This window comes from Clostridium sp. 1001283B150210_160208_E6, from assembly GCF_015669365.1.
In the GTDB taxonomy this organism is placed as follows: domain Bacteria; phylum Bacillota; class Clostridia; order Clostridiales; family Clostridiaceae; genus Clostridium; species Clostridium paraputrificum.
In genome coordinates, this window is the sequence record NZ_JADPAA010000040.1 from 1 (window position 1) to 1,757 (window position 1,757).

The 1,757-nt window shown below is 31.4% G+C and carries 1 protein-coding gene; it reads left to right on the forward strand.

The features are described 5' to 3' along the window. The first annotated feature begins 155 nt into the window (after positions 1 to 155). Positions 156 to 1,595: a DDE-type integrase/transposase/recombinase gene (locus I4V16_RS17280; protein WP_049180588.1), complete on the forward strand. Its 1,440-nt coding sequence runs from the start codon at positions 156 to 158 to the stop codon at positions 1,593 to 1,595. The last annotated feature ends 162 nt before the right edge of the window (positions 1,596 to 1,757 follow it).

Consider the following 1,757-nt stretch of genomic DNA (forward strand, 5'->3'; position numbering starts at 1 on the left):
GTTAGTGTAAAGTTTTTTACACTACTTTTCTTTTTAAATCTTTATATATCAAGGTTTCGAAAGTTTTTTTGCATAAAAAAACAACGACCCCCTAATTTCATGTTAAAATTGAATCTCTCACCAAACAAATTTAACCCTGAAAGGATGTCGTTATTATGGATTCAATTATAACTTATTTAATTACTTATAATCAATATTTAATTAGCATTATCGGTGAATTACTTTTATTTATTTCACAACATATTCCACTTAAACAAATGATATTTGATGATTCAAATAGTCCTGAGTATCAAAAGTTTAAAGTAGACAGGTTACCTACCATCCTTAGATTTGAAAAGGTAGATTATATCTTGCTTTTAGCTTATTACGAACATAAATATAACAAGACCGTAAAACCCGTCCAAAGACGGAACGGTAAGTCTATTCCTGAAAAGACTAAATGCCCTAAATGTGGAGCCCCTCATGGATATATCTACGATAACAATGGTAGTAAAGGACAATTTCAATGTAAAGTTTGTGGTCTTACATTTAAAGAAACGAATTATACAACTAAGCCAATAGTTTTTGTATGTCCTTATTGTGGTGCTACGCTTACGGAGCATAAGCAACGTAAACACTTCAAAATACATAAATGTAAGAATTTAAAATGCTCATACTATCAAGATAACCTTAAGAAGCTTCCTAAAGATATTGCATCTTGTGATAAATACAAGTACAAGCTTCATTATATATATCGCGAATTTAAGCTTAACTTTTTCAAAATGGATTTATATCCAATATCAAAGCATGCTACTAGATTTAGTTTTAATAAATTTAATCCACATATAATGGGTCTTTGTTTGACTTATCATGTTAATTTGAAGCTTTCTACAAGACAAACCGCTCATGCATTAAAAGAAATACATGGTATTGATATCTCACATACTACTGTTGCCAACTATGCTTTAACAGCAGCTGCAGTTATTAAACCATTTGTTGATACTTTTGATTACAAACCCTCTAAAATACTTTCTGCAGATGAAACTTATATAAAAGTTAAAGGCATTAAGCATTATGTTTGGATTGTAATGGATGCCTGTAAAAAGTCTATTCTAGGTTATCAAGTTTCTGACACAAGAGCTACTGGCCCTTGTATATTAGCAATGCGTATGGCTTTTGATAAGTTTAAAAACTTTCCTGGAAAAGCTTTGAATTTCGTTGCCGATGGTTATAGTGCATACCCGTTAGCGAAGCAACAATTTGAATTAGAGGAAAATAAAGAATTTAACCTAACTCAAGTTATTGGACTTACTAATGATGATCCAGTATCAACGGAGCATCGTTGGGTTAAACAAGTTGTAGAGCGTTTAAACCGCACCTTCAAATCTTCCTATAGAGTTACTTGTGGTTACGGAAGTGATGAAGGTGCTCTTTATGGTTTCTCTCTTTGGGTTGCTTATTACAACTTCTTACGCCCACACCCTTATAACTACTGGCGTCCTTTGAATGAGCTTAAGCAATTAAATGGTATTGATAATATGCCAGCAAAATGGCAAATTCTTATCAGTCTCGGTCAACAAACCATAGTACATATGCAAGAATCTAAAACTTCTTGATAAACCACAAAATTAAATATTGATTTTATTTTCGCCTCCGATACCGAAGGTGTTTTTGTTATATTCATTTTTAAATATTTAGTAAATGGTATAAAGTCTTTTTTTTTATTATTATTCAGAACTAGCCATAGGCTATTTTTTCATACAAAACTTTACACTATC